Annotated in this window: 15 protein-coding genes; 6 read left to right on the forward strand and 9 right to left on the reverse strand. The window is 63.0% G+C overall.

Features of this window, described 5'->3' with window-relative positions:
* The first annotated feature begins 41 nt into the window (after nucleotides 1-41).
* The 3 genes from LGH82_RS30820 (at nucleotide 42) to LGH82_RS30830 (ending at nucleotide 1,247) form a co-directional block, all read left to right on the forward strand.
* Nucleotides 42-359 (forward strand): MocE family 2Fe-2S type ferredoxin, encoded by a 318-nt coding sequence (locus LGH82_RS30820; RefSeq protein WP_227346293.1) that lies wholly within the window; start codon nucleotides 42-44, stop codon nucleotides 357-359.
* A gap of 106 nt (nucleotides 360-465) precedes the next feature.
* A complete protein-coding gene (locus LGH82_RS30825) occupies nucleotides 466-771 on the forward strand; it encodes a hypothetical protein (protein ID WP_227346294.1) in 306 nt (101 codons plus the stop codon).
* 203 nt (nucleotides 772-974) lie between these two features.
* On the forward strand, nucleotides 975-1,247 hold the full coding sequence (locus LGH82_RS30830) for a hypothetical protein (protein ID WP_227346295.1): 273 nt from the start codon (nucleotides 975-977) through the stop codon (nucleotides 1,245-1,247).
* Nucleotides 1,248-1,320: 73 nt separating this feature from the next.
* Here LGH82_RS30830 and LGH82_RS30835 read toward each other — a convergent pair whose 3' ends face one another.
* From LGH82_RS30835 to LGH82_RS30845, 3 genes are all read right to left on the reverse strand, one after another.
* Entirely contained in the window at nucleotides 1,321-2,151 is an 831-nt protein-coding gene (locus tag LGH82_RS30835; RefSeq protein ID WP_227346296.1) for an aldo/keto reductase, read from the reverse strand.
* 376 nt (nucleotides 2,152-2,527) lie between these two features.
* Nucleotides 2,528-3,157, reverse strand: a complete 630-nt coding sequence (locus LGH82_RS30840) for a PQQ-binding-like beta-propeller repeat protein (protein WP_227346297.1) — start codon at nucleotides 3,155-3,157, stop codon at nucleotides 2,528-2,530.
* A gap of 42 nt (nucleotides 3,158-3,199) precedes the next feature.
* Nucleotides 3,200-4,420, reverse strand: coding sequence for a helix-turn-helix domain-containing protein (locus tag LGH82_RS30845; RefSeq protein WP_227346298.1), 1,221 nt, complete (start codon nucleotides 4,418-4,420; stop codon nucleotides 3,200-3,202).
* A gap of 330 nt (nucleotides 4,421-4,750) precedes the next feature.
* On the opposite strand from LGH82_RS30845, the gene LGH82_RS30850 reads away from it, so the two are divergent.
* Both LGH82_RS30850 and LGH82_RS30855 read left to right on the forward strand, forming a co-directional pair.
* A complete protein-coding gene (locus tag LGH82_RS30850; RefSeq protein ID WP_227346299.1) occupies nucleotides 4,751-5,509 on the forward strand; it encodes a DUF899 domain-containing protein in 759 nt (252 codons plus the stop codon).
* 98 nt (nucleotides 5,510-5,607) lie between these two features.
* A complete protein-coding gene (locus LGH82_RS30855) occupies nucleotides 5,608-5,907 on the forward strand; it encodes a hypothetical protein (protein WP_227346300.1) in 300 nt (99 codons plus the stop codon).
* 787 nt (nucleotides 5,908-6,694) lie between these two features.
* Here the strand turns inward: LGH82_RS30855 and LGH82_RS30860 are convergent.
* The 6 genes from LGH82_RS30860 to LGH82_RS30885 all read right to left on the reverse strand — a co-directional run bounded on the left by LGH82_RS30860 (nucleotide 6,695) and on the right by LGH82_RS30885 (nucleotide 12,402).
* Complete coding sequence (locus LGH82_RS30860; protein WP_227346301.1) at nucleotides 6,695-7,666, reverse strand: branched-chain amino acid ABC transporter permease; 972 nt, start codon at nucleotides 7,664-7,666, stop codon at nucleotides 6,695-6,697.
* Nucleotide 7,667: 1 nt separating this feature from the next.
* Nucleotides 7,668-8,555, reverse strand: a complete 888-nt coding sequence (locus LGH82_RS30865) for a branched-chain amino acid ABC transporter permease (RefSeq protein ID WP_227346302.1) — start codon at nucleotides 8,553-8,555, stop codon at nucleotides 7,668-7,670.
* Nucleotides 8,556-8,562: 7 nt separating this feature from the next.
* Nucleotides 8,563-9,270 (reverse strand): ABC transporter ATP-binding protein, encoded by a 708-nt coding sequence (locus tag LGH82_RS30870; RefSeq protein WP_227346303.1) that lies wholly within the window; start codon nucleotides 9,268-9,270, stop codon nucleotides 8,563-8,565.
* Entirely contained in the window at nucleotides 9,263-10,036 is a 774-nt protein-coding gene (locus LGH82_RS30875; RefSeq protein WP_227346304.1) for an ABC transporter ATP-binding protein, read from the reverse strand. Before LGH82_RS30875 ends, LGH82_RS30870 begins: the two co-directional genes overlap by 8 nt.
* A gap of 23 nt (nucleotides 10,037-10,059) precedes the next feature.
* Nucleotides 10,060-11,268, reverse strand: coding sequence for an ABC transporter substrate-binding protein (locus LGH82_RS30880; RefSeq protein WP_227346305.1), 1,209 nt, complete (start codon nucleotides 11,266-11,268; stop codon nucleotides 10,060-10,062).
* A 210-nt stretch (nucleotides 11,269-11,478) separates the two neighbouring features.
* Nucleotides 11,479-12,402, reverse strand: coding sequence for a LysR substrate-binding domain-containing protein (locus LGH82_RS30885; RefSeq protein ID WP_227346306.1), 924 nt, complete (start codon nucleotides 12,400-12,402; stop codon nucleotides 11,479-11,481).
* Between the two features lie 167 nt (nucleotides 12,403-12,569).
* Here LGH82_RS30885 and LGH82_RS30890 point away from each other — a divergent pair, with 167 nt between their 5' ends.
* The gene (locus LGH82_RS30890) at nucleotides 12,570-13,370 is read left to right on the forward strand and encodes a transporter substrate-binding domain-containing protein (protein ID WP_227346307.1); all 801 of its coding nucleotides are present in this window, start codon (nucleotides 12,570-12,572) and stop codon (nucleotides 13,368-13,370) included.
* Nucleotides 13,371-13,393: the final 23 nt, after the last annotated feature.

Below are 13,393 nucleotides of genomic sequence, written 5' to 3' on the forward strand. Positions count from 1 at the left end.
CGGAACCGGAATTGACGGGCCAGAATTGATGGGGGAGAAAAATGTCCAGCTGGATCAGGGCTTGCAGCCTAGACGACATCGAACAGGAGGGCGCCTTGCGTTTCGATCAGGGCGGCAAGACCTACGCGGTCTTCCGCTCACCGGACGACGAGGTGTTCTGCACCGACGGCCTGTGCACGCACGAAGCCGTCCATCTCGCCGACGGGCTGGTCATGGATTACGAAATCGAATGCCCCAAGCATGCCGGTGCGTTCGACTACCGCACCGGCGAAGCCAGGCGCCTGCCGCCTTGCATCAACCTCGGCACCTATCCGGCAAAAGTGGAAGCCGGCGCCGTGATGATCAGCTTGCCGGATTGAGAAGACCGGCCGCCGACGACAGGCTGTTCGCGGAAGAAAGTTCGGGTTGACCGCCCCCGCGCGCGAGGCGACTATCCTGCGAGAGCCGACTGCAGGAGGAAATGCGATGGACGAGCCCGAACGGTGGCGCCACATGTCGACGGCGCCGAGGGATGGCAGCCGGATTCTTGTCACGGTCCGGCCGTCCGAGCAGGGGCCCGCCGAAGTCGACCTTGCCTACTGGTCGCGCGCCGACCAGTTTGCCAGCGAGGGATGGCGGGCGTCCGACTCGTCGCCGGGACGGGTGATCGAATACGCGGACCCGGAGTTGAAGTGCTGGATGCCGCTTCCGTCCGCCAATATCAGCAGGGGTTCGCTGCCCTCTCCATGGCAGGGGGAGGACAGCCAGCAGCTGGACGGTTCGGGGATTTAGCTCGTATTTTCACGCTCCGGGTGCGGCGCCGCCGTACCCTTCAGACGGCGGTCCCGCGATGCCCGTGACTTGCACGTCCGTTGCTGATGCATGAGCGATCTCTAATTGACAGCCCGGTGGAAACGGCGCTCACTGGCCGCGCAGGTTGATCGCGCCATCAGGCCGAGGAATTCGACCGTCGGCGCCACCTTTAGGAGGACGCTATGCCAACAGTCATCGGCCACCACAACATCACCAAGGACGCCAAGCACTGGCTCAATTCACCCAAGCGCGCGGAGCTGTTCGGGGCACTCGGGGTGACCAACATCCGCACATTTGTCGATCCGCAGAACCCGACCCGGGTGGCCCTGATGATGGACGTTCCGGATATGGATGCGCTGGCGGCGGCCATGACCAGCCAGAAAGCCGCGGATGCCATGGCGCATGATGGCGTCGTGCCGGAATCGCTTGTGATCCTGGTCGAATCGAAAAAATAGCCCGGCCGGGACTGGCAGCCTGGAGAGGCCAGAGCCTCCATCCCGATGGAATCGGGATGGAGCTGTTCGCTGTTCAAAACAGAAACGCAGCCGTCGCCGGATCCGGGCCCGTGCGGCCGTCGCGTGAATCCATGCCGCGAATGGTCGACATGTCGGCTGCCGTCAGTTCGAAATCGGAGACATCGAGATTGGCGGCGATGCGGTCTTGGTGGACGGACTTCGGAATGACGATCAGCCCTTCCTGAAGATGCCAGCGGATGATGGTCTGCGCGACGGACTTGCCGTATTTCTTCGCGATGGCTGCGATGGCCGCATCGGTCAGCAGCCGGCCCGAGCCCAGCGGGCTCCAGCTTTCGGTGTGGATGTCATGCTTGGCATGAAAATCCCGGAGGTCGCGCTGCTGAAGCCGAGGATGCAGCTCGATCTGGTTGACCACCGGTGTCTCGCCGGTCTCGCCGATGATCCGCTCCAGATGGTCGCGGTTGAAGTTGGATACGCCGATCGACTTGATGCGGCCGTCCTTCTTCAGTTCGATGAGCGTCTTCCATGCCTCGACATATCGGTCCTGGCTGGGCACCGGCCAGTGGATCAGGAACAGGTCGATCTGGTCGATGCCGAGCTTGGACATCGTGTCGTCGAAAGCCTTGAGGGCGGCGTCGCGCTTATGGGCGCCGTTGCGCAGTTTCGAGGTGATGAACAGGTCGCCGCGCGGCACGCCGGCGGAGCGGATCGCTTCGCCGACACCTTCCTCGTTGTTGTAGCCTTCGGCGGTGTCGATCAGCCGGTAGCCGGCCTCGATGCCCCAGCCCACGACCTTCGCCGTCACGTTGGGGTCGACCTGCCACACGCCAAGGCCGATCTGGGGGATGATGGCGCCGTCGTTCAATTCTATCTGCAAGGGCATGTGCACGTCCTTCTGAAATATGGGGGCGGGAGGTCCCCCCAGTGCACAGCCTATCTAGGCACGACATCGGGCAACGGCCAGTCGCGGCGGACAAATTGCCCGATGCGAGTGCGTGTCACGGATGTTGCCGCTTCATCCTCAGCCGCCGCGCTGCCCCTCATGTGCCTGCCGGCATCTTCTCCCTGTGAACGGGGAGAAGGAACGCTCGCGCGGATGATTTCGCCAACTACAAACGTTGCGGAATATGGAGCCAAGGTCGCGGCCAGCCCCCTTCTCCCCGTCACTATACGGGGAGCCCGGCAGGGCGATGAGGGGCGGCGCCGACCTTCGCAATTCAAGGCATGCCGTGAGACAAGTGGCGCTCCTCGCCGGCGCCTCATCTCGGCCGCCGCACCGCGCGGACCACACCCGCCTTCCCGCTGCCGCAAAAGAGGCGGTCGCCGCCGTCAGATTCGAGTCCGGAAACGCCCATGCCCACGGGCATGTCGAGCTTCTCCAGCACCTTGCCTGTTTGTGGGTCGACACGGCGCAAATCGCTCTCATCGCCTTCCCAGGTGGCGTGCCACAGCTCGCCGTCAACCCAGGTCACGCCGGTGACGAAGCGGTTGGATTCGATGGTGCGCAGGACTGCCCCTGTTTCGGGGTCGATCTGGTGGATCTTGCGCGCGCGGTGCTGCCCCATCCAGAGCGTGCCTTCGGCCCAGGTCAACCCGGAGCCGCCGCCGCCGGGTGCGGGAATGGTTGACAGCACCTGGCCGTTGTCGGGATCGATCTTCTGGATGCGATCCCCCGCAAGCTGGAATAGATGCTGGCCGTCATAGGCGGTGCCGGCATGCGCGGCGACATCGATGGAGCGCAGCATCTTTCCGCTCTCGGGGTCGAAGGCGTTCAGCCTGTCGCCCGAGGCGAACCACACGTTCTCCCCGTCGAAGCTGACCCCGGCAACACTATCCACGCCCGGAAAGGGTCCGTATTCGCGCAGGATTTCGGCCGCTGAATGTTTCATGTCTTTGTCCTCGCCAGGATTTCCATCATACCCGAACATGCTCTAGCCATTCGGCAGCGGGGCAGGGAGTAACAAGGTCGTCGTGAATCCCACCAACGGCGGCGTCATCCAGCGGCGCGCCCGCCCGTGACCGAACGACTGCACCTTGCCGGCCTTGGCCAGTTGTTCAAGCGCACGCTGCACACTGCGCTGTCCCGCGCCAAGCGCCAGCGCCAGCGCCGAGCTCGCCCAGGCCTCGCCGTCGGCGAGGAATGCCAGCACCGAAGCGTGCCGCTCCTCGATCGGCCGCGCCAGCACCGCCACCGCGCCGGGCGGGCGCGGCGCCAGCGCAAAGCCACGGCTGGTCGCGCCGATGTCGGCCAGCGGCCGAAGTTCGGCGCGCAGCCGGCCGATCTCGACCCGCAGCCGCGCGCGGTGCGATTCATCGGCATGCTTGCCGCCGAAGGCCTGTGCGATAAGCGTCGCCCTCGACACATCGCCTGGCCACGCCTCGGCGAGCGCACGCACCAGGGCAAACAGAACCGGGCGCGTTGCCAGCGTGACAGTCGTTTCCTCCCGGCGCGCGACATAGCGAAACGTGTCGACGACCAGCGCCGGCGACGCCTGCAGCGCCTCGACTTCCGCAAGCAGCAGCGGGCGCTCCTCGCCCTGTGCGATCAGCCGGGCCGCCGGCGTGTCCAGTGCCAGGAAGGCGCTGTCGACTTCCGCCATGAGGCCGGGAATGCCGGCCTGGCGGGCAGCGTGGCGCGCCCATTCCAGCGCCGTGCGCGCGGTTCTGGTCCTGAGGCGCCGCATCGCGATGCCGGCGACGGCCAGCTCGTGTGCTGCGCGCGCGGCCGGCGGCAGTGGCGCGGGATCGAGTTCCGCCAGCACCTGCTCGGCCTCGTCGAGGCGGCCGATCAGCAGCAGGCGCCGCACCTTGAGATGCCCGGCATGCGCGGCGTTCAGCCGGTCGCCATGCTTTTCCAGTGTCGCGCGGGCGGCATCGAGCGCCTTGGCCGGCCAGCCGAGGTCACGCGAGACCAGCGCGATCTCGGCCTCGGCGACGACGCAGCGGGCGCGCGCCACTGCTTCCTTGGGGCCAAAGCCACGCGCGGCCCGCCGCAACAATGCCTTGGCGCGATCGAATTCGCCGAGCTGCGCCATGGCGATGCCCCGCAAGGCCAGCGCTGGCGCATCGTCACGCAAGGCAACGCGGTCGAGCGCGCCGAGCGGATCACCCGCCGCCAGCGCCAGCGCTGCCGCCGTGATCAGCGAGTCCATTCAAATCCCGTCACACTTGTAACTCCCACCCCAACGCGTCGCGGCCCTAGCTTACGTCCGTACCGTCAACCGGCAAGCCGCATCGGCCAACTGTATCGGCAACGCGCGGCACGCCAAGGGAGAACCGACAATGCCCACAGACATGCCTCTCCACGACACGGCCGAGCACGCCGTGCGGATGCGCCACCCCTGCTGCGGCGGGCCGGAGGATTCAATTCCCGCCACACTTGTAACCCCCACCTCTCGGCCTGGCGACACTAGCCTGGCTCACGACCAGCAAGCAGCAACGCGTCGCGATGGCGCGACGGCAGACTGACAAGGAGAAGACCGATGAACAAGCACGTAGCAATGAAGACACCGCCGATCGTTTCCCCGGAGGCGTGGCAGGCAGCGCAACAAGAGCTGCTGGTGAAGGAGAAGACCACGCTGCGCGCCAGGGACGCGCTGGCCGCCGAGCGCCGGCGGATGCCATGGACGGAAGTGGACAAGGACTATGTGTTCGAAGGCCCCGATGGCAGTGCGCGCCTGATCGACCTGTTCGAAGGCCGCCGCCAGCTGATCGTCTACCGCGCCTTCTTCGAGCCGGGCGTCTATGGCTGGCCTGATCATGCCTGCCGCGGCTGCTCGCTCGGCGCCGACCAGGTCTCGCATCTCGCCCATCTCAACGCCCGCGACACCACACTCGTCTATGCCTCGCGCGCGCCGCAGGCCGACATCATCAGGCTGAAGAAGAGCATGGGCTGGGAGATGCCCTGGTACACCATCACCGACAGCTTCGACAAAGATTTCGGCGTCGACGAATGGCACGGCCACAACGTCTTCTTCCGTGACGGCGACCGGGTGTTCCGCACCTATTTCATCAACAACCGTGGCGACGAGGTCATGGGCACCGTCTGGAGCTATCTCGACATAACACCGCTCGGCCGCCAGGAGGTCTGGGAAGACTCGCCCGAAGGCTATCCGCAGACCCAGACCTACAAATGGTGGAACTGGCACGACAATTACGACGCCGATGCCGCACCCGACAAGAAATGGGTCGAGGTGTCGGATGTTGGAGAAGCGGCGTTCCGGGACAAGGGCGCCCAGTAAGGATTGGCGGGACTGTGACCAGCTTGGGTTCCTCTCCCCCACCTTCGGCGGGGGCGAGGAACCCAAGTCCTGGCGGGTAACCATCAAGGATAAAGACCATGACTGATATCCATACAGGCGCGGGCGCCGCGATCCCTGAAAGCACCAATGCGGCCACCATTGGCATCGCCGATTGGCTGTGCCTCGCCGCCGCACCGACCTTCGCGCTGATGGCGCTAGCCACCTGCGTTCTTGGCGGTAATGCTTCCATGTTGTGCATGGGGATGCCTGATGCCTCGCCGCTGACCGGCATGACGGCAATGTATCTCTTGATGAGCGCCTTCCATCTCGCGCCCTGGCTGAGGGTGATGTCCGGCCGCAGCAACCGTTCCGAGCCTACAAGAAAGCGAACGTCATGAGGCTGCATTTCGGCAAGGCGTGCCTGGAATCTTGAGGCCCATCTTGAACAGCGGCCCGCAGATTAAAGAGATTCTAACGGATCGGCTGTCTTATGGGTTCCTAGTCGAGATTATTCTTCTAACCTAATCAAGGAAGTGTTTCCCGAAATCGCCATGCCAGAACCGTTTCAATACGCCTCCAGAGATGATTTCTTTATACAAAGGCGGCTTGTTCGAGCTACTGCCGGAGCGTTTCTTCTTTGTATCGTTGCCCCCGTGGCTATTTTGATTTGGGGAAGTTTATTTGGGTTGATGAGTGATAGCTCGGATTGCTGGAATCTGTTGCCAAAACTGGAAAGAGCTGTCGGCCTTTTTCCAAGGAGCGAAATCTGCATAGCGAACAAACACCTTGCCATCAATTTTTACCTTTTTATATCGTCATACTCAGTTCTCCTAATATGCATACTTATTTCTGTAATTTCACACAGAAAATGGAAGGCATTCAGAATAATTCTCCTGCAAAATTGTAGGATGTGGGTGTTTCCTGGGTTTTGCTTCGTAATTGTATTTATTTCTTTATATTCATATTTAAATTACGATGCAGGATTTCGCATTTCTTTTTTCGAACTCGATGATCGCAAGAGTATATCCGGCTACGCTTGGGCTCAGATCTTTTTCCTTATGGTTTCTGTTAATTTTTTCGCCTTCGCTGGGACACTTAGCTTGTACATCGCGATGCTACAGGCGGGGAGAATCGATAATCGGGAATGATCCAACAGCAATTGGTATCGCTATGGTCCGCTAGCAGCTATCCGCCATCCTTCGCCTTGAAAACCCGTGCATAAAATTCGCCGACAATACCGCGCCGGAAGACCAGCACGCAGATCATGAAGATCAGGCCGGTGGCGATGGTCACCGGGAAGCCGGAGGTGGCCAGCGTGTTTTCCAGGCCGACCACGAGGCCGGCGCCGATGATCGGGCCGACCATGGTGCCGATGCCGCCGAGCAGGGTCATCAGGATGACCTCTCCCGACATCTGCCAGGTGACGTCGGTGAGCGTCGCGAACTGGAAGACGATGGCCTTGAGCGCGCCGGCAAGGCCGGCTAGCGCCGCCGACATGACGAAGGCCGCCAGCTTGTAGTTCGCGACGGAATAGCCGAGCGAGATGGCGCGGTTCTCGTTCTCGCGGATCGAGCGCAGGATCATGCCGAAGGGCGAGTTGACGATGCGCCAGATGGCGAACACGCCGATCAGGACGACCGCCAGCACGACATAGTAGATGTTGAGGGGATCGTTGAGATCGATGACGCCGAAGAGGTGGCCGCGCGGCACGCCCTGGATGCCGTCCTCGCCTTCGGTGAAGGGCGCCTGGACGCAGAAGAAGTAGAACATCTGCGCCAGCGCCAGCGTGATCATGGCGAAATAGATGCCCTGGCGGCGGATGGCGAAGAAGCCCATGACCAGGCCGAGCAGTGCCGCACCGACGACGCCGAGCAGGATGCCGGCTTCCGGCGGCCAGCCCCACACCTTCACCGCATGGGCGCAGAAATAGGCCGCGCCGCCAAAGAAGGTGGCGTGGCCGAAGGAGAGAAGGCCGGTATAGCCGAGCAGCAGGTTGAAGGCGCAGGCGAACAGCGCGAAGCACAGCATCTTCATCAGGAAGATCGGATAAACGAAGAAGGGGGCCGCCAGCAGCGCGACTATGCCGAGCGCCACCAGCGCCCATTCCAGCGGCGCGGAGGTTTTGGCGCCGGCATCGTGGGGCGTGACTGCCGTCATGTCAGGCATCCCTTCCAAACAGGCCGGCCGGCCGGACCAGAAGCACGATCGCCATGATGACGAAGATCACCAGGTTGGAGGCTTCGGGATAGAAAACCTTGGTCAGCCCTTCGGCCAGGCCCAGCATGTAGCCGGTGACGATCGCGCCGAGGATCGACCCCATGCCGCCGACGACGACCACGGCGAAGACGACGATGATCAGGTCCGACCCCATCAGCGGGCTGACCTGGTAGACGGGCGCGGCAAGGATGCCGGCAAGCCCGGCGAGCGCCGAGCCGAGCCCATAGGTCAGGGTGAGAAGCAGCGGCACGTTGACGCCGAACGCCTGCACAAGGCGGGGATTTTCCGTCGCCGCTCGCAGATAGGAGCCGAGCCTTGTCTTCTCGACCAGCGCCCAGGTTCCGAAGCACACGATCAGCGATGCCACCACCACCCAGCCGCGATAGTTGGGCAGGAACATGAAGCCGAGATTGGTGCCGCCGGCCAGCAGCGGCGGCACGGAATAGGGATTGCCCGAGACGCCGTAGAAGTAGCGAAAGACGCCCTCGATGACCAAGGCAAGCCCGAAGGTGAACAGCAGGCCGTAGAGCGGATCGAGGTCGTAGAGCCTGGACAGCGCGAGGCGTTCGACCACCATGCCGAAAAGGCCGACGATCAGCGGCACGAGGATCAGGGCCGGCCAGTAGCCGATGCCCAGGTGGACGAGCAGCAGGTAGCCGACGAAGGCGCCCAGCATGTATTGCGCGCCATGGGCGAAATTGATGATGCGCAGCAGGCCGAATATGATGGCGAGCCCGAGGCTCAGCATGGCGTAGAACGAGCCGTTGATGAGGCCGACCAGCAACTGGCCGAGCAATGCCTGGACGGGGATTCCGAAGATCATCGTCATGCCGGCATCATACCCCAAGCACGTCGTGAAGTTGCGTCATGTGGGACGACAATTCTCCAACGGGGAATTCGCCTACCACCTTGCCGTGTTCCATCAGGTAGAAGCGATCGGCGACGCGGCTGGCGAAGCGGAAGTTCTGCTCGACGAGCAGGATCGTCATGCCGCGCTTCTTCAGGGTCGCCAGCAATTCGCCGATGCGCTGGACGATGACGGGCGCCAGGCCTTCGGTCGGCTCGTCGAGCAGCAAAAGCTTGACCCCGGTCCTCAGCATGCGGGCGATCGCCAACATCTGCTGTTCGCCGCCGGACAGTTTCGTGCCTGGGCTGTTGCGACGCTCCTTGAGGTTCGGGAACAGGTCGAATATCTCCGCCACGCTCATGCCGCCCTTGGCGACGACGGGCGGCAAGATCAGGTTCTCGTCGACGGTCAGCGTGGCGAAGATGCCGCGCTCCTCCGGCACGAAGCCGATGCCGGCATGGGCGGTCTTGTGCAGCGGCAGCCGCATAAGGTCCTTGCCGGCGAAGCTCATCGTCCCGGTACGCTTGCGCAGCAGCCCCATGATGGCGCGCAGCGTCGTGGTCTTGCCGACGCCATTGCGGCCGACGAGCGTGACCGTCTCACCCTCGAAGACATCGAGGTTCACGCCGTGCAGCGCATGGCTTTCGCCGTACCAGGCGTTGAGGTCGCGCACAGTGAGGAGAGGGGCCTCAACCATGGTCGGTCCCCATATAGGCGACCTTGACGCGCTCGTCCGAACTGACGGTCTTGTAGTCGCCGGCGGCAAGGATCTCGCCGCGCTGCAGGACGGTGATCCAGTCGCAGAGATCGGCGACAACAGTCAGATTGTGCTCGACCATCAGCACGGCGCGATCCCCGGCCACCGAGCGGATGAGATCGGAAACCATGCCGACGTCCTCATGACCCATGCCTGCCATCGGCTCGTCGAGCAGCAGCACTTTCGGGTCGAGCGCCAGCGTCGTGGCGATCTCCAGAACGCGCTTCCTGCCATAGGAGAGGTCGCCGGCGGATCGGTTTCTGGCATCGTCGAGGCCGACCGACCGCAGCAGTTCCTCGGCGCGCGGCGTCAGGCTGTCGAGCGCCGACAGCGAGCGCCAGAACTGGACGCCGAGGCCGCTGGGACGCTGCAGCGCGACACGCACATTGTCGAGCACGCTGAGATGCGGGAATACAGCCGATATCTGGAACGATCGCACCAGCCCCATCCGCGCCACTTTGGCGGGCTGGGTGCGGGTGATGTCGCGTCCCAGCAGTTCGATCCTGCCGCTCGATGGCTGCAGGAACTTGGTCAGCAGGTTGAAGACAGTGGTCTTGCCCGCGCCATTGGGTCCGATCAGCGCGTGGATCCTGCCGTGGTGGACGTCGAGGTCGACATTGTTGACGGCGAGGAAGCCGCCGAAGTCACGCTTGAGGCCTCGGGCGGAAAGCACCACCCGAGGTTCCGCATCCACGCTTGCGGGCATCACGGCCACGGCGGCCGCTGCCGTCACTTGGCGGCGAGCGGGCAGCCGCTGTCCTGCGCTTTCATGAAGGCCTGGTCGCCCGGAATGGTCGCCAGATAGGTGTAGTAGTCCCAGTCCTTCTTGCTCTCCTCCGGCTTCTTGACCTGGTAGAGATACATGTCGTGGACCATCGAGCCGTCGGCCTGCACCTTGCCGTTCGCCGTGAAGACGTCGTTGACCGGCATCTCATGCAGTTGCTTGGCGACCGCTTCGGTCTCGTCGGTGCCGGCCTTCTCGACCGCCTTCAGATACTGCGTCACCGCCGAGTAGGTGCCGGCCTGGATCATGTTGGGCATGCGGCCGGTGCGCTTGAAGAAGCGCTCGGCGAATTCGCGGCTCTTGTCGTCTCGGTCCCAGTAATAGCCTTCGGTCAGCACGACGCCCTGCGCCGCCTGCAGGCCCAGGCCATGTACCTCGGCCAGTGTGAACAGCAGGGCCGCAAGCCGCTGGCCGCCGGCGACGATGCCGAACTCGGCCGCCTGCTTGATGGCGTTTGACGTGTCGAGGCCGGCATTGGCAAGCCCGACGACCTTGGCGCCCGATGATTGCGCCTGCAGCAGGAAGGACGAATAGTCGGTGGAACCCAGGGGATAGCGCACCTCGCCCAACACCTTGCCGCCGGCGGCTTCGACGAGCTTGGCGGTCTGCTCCTTCAACGAATAGCCGAAGGCGTAGTCCACCGTGATGAAGTACCAGCTGTTGCCGCCCTGCTTCACGAGTTCGCCGCCGGTGCCGACCGCTTGCGAATGCGTGTCGTAGGCCCAGTGGAAGCCGTAGGGCGAGCATTGCTTGCCGGTCAGATCGGTGGCGGCCGCGCCGGTGACGATGTCGATCTTCTTCTTTTCCTTGGAAATGCCCTGGACCGCCAGCGCCACCGAGGATGTCGTCAGCTCCATGATGGCGTCGACCTGCTCGGTGTCATACCACTGGCGGGCGATGTTGGAGGCGATGTCCGGCTTGTTCTGATGGTCGGCGTCGACGATCTCGATCGGCGCGCCCAGCACCTTGCCGCCGAAATCCTCGGCCGCCATCTTGGCCGCCGCGACCGACCATTTGCCGCCGAAATCGGCATAGACGCCCGACTGGTCGTTGAGGATGCCGATCTTCACCTTGCCGTCGGAAATTCCCGCCGCCGATGCCGAGGTCACGGTCGCCGCGAAAAACGCGGCCGAAACGAGGTACGTCGTCTTCACTGGATATCCTCCCTTGCGGCCATCCGCCGGTGAACCCCGCGCCAGCCTGTCACTGCTTCAAGAACGCCCCCGATTTCCCTGGAAAGATAGTACGTTTACCGCAAACGTTCGCAACCCCGAACCGCCCGCGTGGAGTCGTAACATCGACAGAGCATCGCGAGAACTGCTGCTTTCGTAGCAGGCCATCGCGGACCATCGGGCTTTCGCCGGTCAAGCTGCTGGAACGGCGCCGCGACCCTGGCGCGGCTCTTCGCGCGCTGCCAGTTCGAGCAGCCAGTTCTTGGTCCGCTCGACGGAGAAGCGGCTGCTGGCGCCGGGCTTCACGACAAGGAATTCCCGGTAGTCGCTCTTGCGCTCCTCGATCGGCAGCCTGATCAGATCGCCGCGATCAACTGCGCGCCGCACATAGTGATGCCAGCCGAGCGCCACGCCATGCCCGAAAAGGGCTGCTTCCAGCACCATGGCATAGGTCGTGAAATGGCGAATGATCGGCGTATGGCCGCCTGGCAGCCATGCTTCCCAGTTCATCAACGGGCTGGAGAAATTCGTCAACTGCAGAAGCGGTACCGTTGCCAGTTGCTCGACACTGTCGATCGCGTGGGCCTTGCAGAAATCGGGCGAAGCAACGGGATAGATCGTCTCCTCCAGCAACGGGTAGCTCTCCACGCCGGGCCAAGCGCCTATGCCGAAGCGGATCTCGAGATCGAAATTGCCGCCGCCGAATTCAGGCAACTCGTCGATGCATACCAGATGCAGCCGGATGTCCGGAAAGCTCGCGTAGAAATCGCCTAGCGCCGGCATGAGCCACAGGGAGGCGGCAGCGACGTTTACCCGCAGCGACACGATCCCGTCATCATTGCGCGGAAGGGTTTTCGCCGCCTGTTCAATGCTCTGGAAGGCGGTGGCCACGACGCTTCTGAACTGGTTGCCTGCGGGGGTCAGCTGGATTCTGGTCCCTCTTCTCTCAAAGAGTTCCGTGCCCAGGGCCTGCTCCAGCTGCTGCACCCGCCTGCTGATCGCGGGTTGCGCGACCAGCAATTCCCGGGCTGCGCGGGTGAAGTTGCCGTGTCGCGCGGCGGCTTCGAACGCCACGAGGTTGTCGAGCGTACCGATGGCCTTCCTCAGATCACTCATAAGCCCAGAACCTCAACAAGTTGATGAACACGGGCCTTTCATAAGGCCTCTTATAACGTGGTGTTATCAAGCTTATCGTTCTTTTCGACCTTCTCCTACATGGATTTTCCGCCCAGTGTCCGTTGCATGGGTGGCTTGACCACCCCAATGCCAAAAAGGGAACTATCATGAAGAAGCTGATGGCACTCGTGGCCGCCTCTCTATTCGCCCTCGCGCCGCTGACGCCCATACAGGCCAGCGCGCAGGACGCAACCGACACGCTTGCGCAGATCAAGCAGGCCGGCGTCATCAAGGTCGGAATGGCCGACTCCATTCCCGCGCAACAGAAGAATCCGATGTCGGGGGAGTGGGAAGGCTTCAACGTCGACATGGCGAAGAACCTCGCCGACGCGCTGGGCGTCAAGCTGGAGATCGTCGATACGACATGGTCGACGATCATCCCTTCGCTGATGCAGAAGCAGTATGACATCGCCATGGTCGACATGTTCCGCACCCCGGCGCGGGCCGTGACGGTGGATTTCACCGACAGCTACATGACCACCGGAAATACGTGGCTGGTCGGCGCCGACGTAGACGTCACCGACTGGAAGCAGTTGAACGATCCGAAATACACGGTCGTCAGCATCGCTGGCATGGCCGCTGTCGCCCAGAGCGACCGCCTGCTGCCAAACGCGCAGAAGAAGACGATCGTTTCGGACAATGCGGTGGCGGGACAGCTGGAGGTCGCTGCCGGCCGAGCCAGCGCCCATCTGAGCGATCTCCTGCAGAATGCCCTGTTCATGAAGGCGAATCCGAACGCCAAGGTCAGGGTTCTTGGCGCCGACACGCCGATCGAGGCCACGGGATACGCCTATGCGGTGCGCCCCGGCGACTATCATTTCCTGTCCTTCCTGAACACATGGATCGCCTACAACACGACCACCGGGTTCATCTCGGACAAGAAGATGGCCTGGTACGGCATCAAGTAGCCGGAACGGCCCGCGAAGGCTGT

The sequence above is a fragment of the Mesorhizobium sp. PAMC28654 genome, from assembly GCF_020616515.1.
In the GTDB taxonomy this organism is placed as follows: Bacteria; Pseudomonadota; Alphaproteobacteria; order Rhizobiales; family Rhizobiaceae; genus Mesorhizobium.

Bases quoted from the DNA above. Each gene is read 5' to 3' on its own strand.
- LGH82_RS30820 (WP_227346293.1), top strand. From the start codon at position 42: ATGTCCAGCTGGATCAGGGCTTGCAGCCTAGACGACATCGAACAGGAG.
- LGH82_RS30825 (WP_227346294.1), top strand. From the start codon at position 466: ATGGACGAGCCCGAACGGTGGCGCCACATGTCGACGGCGCCGAGGGAT.
- LGH82_RS30830 (WP_227346295.1), top strand. From the start codon at position 975: ATGCCAACAGTCATCGGCCACCACAACATCACCAAGGACGCCAAGCAC.
- LGH82_RS30835 (WP_227346296.1), bottom strand. From the start codon at position 2,151: ATGCCCTTGCAGATAGAATTGAACGACGGCGCCATCATCCCCCAGATC.
- LGH82_RS30840 (WP_227346297.1), bottom strand. From the start codon at position 3,157: ATGAAACATTCAGCGGCCGAAATCCTGCGCGAATACGGACCCTTTCCG.
- LGH82_RS30845 (WP_227346298.1), bottom strand. From the start codon at position 4,420: ATGGACTCGCTGATCACGGCGGCAGCGCTGGCGCTGGCGGCGGGTGAT.
- LGH82_RS30850 (WP_227346299.1), top strand. From the start codon at position 4,751: ATGAACAAGCACGTAGCAATGAAGACACCGCCGATCGTTTCCCCGGAG.
- LGH82_RS30855 (WP_227346300.1), top strand. From the start codon at position 5,608: ATGACTGATATCCATACAGGCGCGGGCGCCGCGATCCCTGAAAGCACC.
- LGH82_RS30860 (WP_227346301.1), bottom strand. From the start codon at position 7,666: ATGACGGCAGTCACGCCCCACGATGCCGGCGCCAAAACCTCCGCGCCG.
- LGH82_RS30865 (WP_227346302.1), bottom strand. From the start codon at position 8,555: ATGACGATGATCTTCGGAATCCCCGTCCAGGCATTGCTCGGCCAGTTG.
- LGH82_RS30870 (WP_227346303.1), bottom strand. From the start codon at position 9,270: ATGGTTGAGGCCCCTCTCCTCACTGTGCGCGACCTCAACGCCTGGTAC.
- LGH82_RS30875 (WP_227346304.1), bottom strand. From the start codon at position 10,036: ATGCCCGCAAGCGTGGATGCGGAACCTCGGGTGGTGCTTTCCGCCCGA.
- LGH82_RS30885 (WP_227346306.1), bottom strand. From the start codon at position 12,402: ATGAGTGATCTGAGGAAGGCCATCGGTACGCTCGACAACCTCGTGGCG.
- LGH82_RS30890 (WP_227346307.1), top strand. From the start codon at position 12,570: ATGAAGAAGCTGATGGCACTCGTGGCCGCCTCTCTATTCGCCCTCGCG.